Source organism: Limnohabitans sp. (genome assembly GCF_040400975.1).
Lineage (GTDB): Bacteria > Pseudomonadota > Gammaproteobacteria > Burkholderiales > Burkholderiaceae_C > Limnohabitans_A.
The window spans coordinates 1-849 of record NZ_JBBAPF010000132.1; the positions used below are offsets into that span (position 1 = coordinate 1).

Consider the following 849-nt stretch of genomic DNA (forward strand, 5'->3'; position numbering starts at 1 on the left):
CAGTATTCGGCGACACGGCGTGCGCATCGCCCTCCAACCCCTGGTTTTTGCCGCCCACGGGGATCAAGTTTGTCTGGCCAAATATCAACTTCTCGTCCCGCCATGCGCAGTGCCACTCCTTGGAGATGTCAGGGCATTGGATGCCGGTGATCAAGTCTCCGCTCGTGCTGCCATCGTAGTGAAGCCGGCGGCGTTCCGGCAGAGAGAGCCGTGCATGTGATAGCATGTGGCACCATTCGATCTGGTGGATGCTGCCCGTGCCACCGCGGATCTTCGCGCGTCGCGCGGTCAAGGACTCCTCCGTGTAGGCGAGCTGGAGGATGGAGCTGACGAAGCCGGGGGCACCATCCTCGTCCTGGTCGTCGTCGGCCTCGGCGCCATCGTCATCCTCATCGTCCTCGCCGGCGTGCTTCTTCTTAGCATCCTTGCTCGTGCCCTCTTTCCATGGGGCCAACAGTTTTGCCGCGTTCCCCTTGCGGCCGCCATCCAAGACGAGCGCAACCTCGCCGGCCCGCAGAGCGGCGGTGTGGCCGGCGGGTGCCCGCGCATTCAGGACAACACGGACAAGGCGGTGGTAGATGGCGTCCCGGAGCGGAGCGATCTTGAGGTCTGCACGGGTCTGGGGCTCCCCGGACTGCTTGACGTCGTAGTGGTAGAGGACGAGGCCCATCGGATCTCCACGGATGCTGGACGAGAGCGGGCAGTCCTTGATCAAGTTATCGAACTGTGCCTGTCTTTTCGTCTGGGACCAACTGCACGTATGTCTTGAAGAGTCTGTCACTGCGCTTGCCCCAATAGTCCTGGCCGCTCTTGGACAAGGGCAGGCAACCCGTCTCATGCTCCATGACG

1 protein-coding gene is annotated in these 849 nt (G+C 62.5%); it reads right to left on the reverse strand.

What is annotated here, in order from left to right; genetic code table 11:
• Positions 1-670 (reverse strand): hypothetical protein (locus tag ABWQ00_RS16175; protein ID WP_353239685.1); only part of this gene is annotated, 670 nt, incomplete at its 3' end.
• Positions 671-849: the final 179 nt, after the last annotated feature.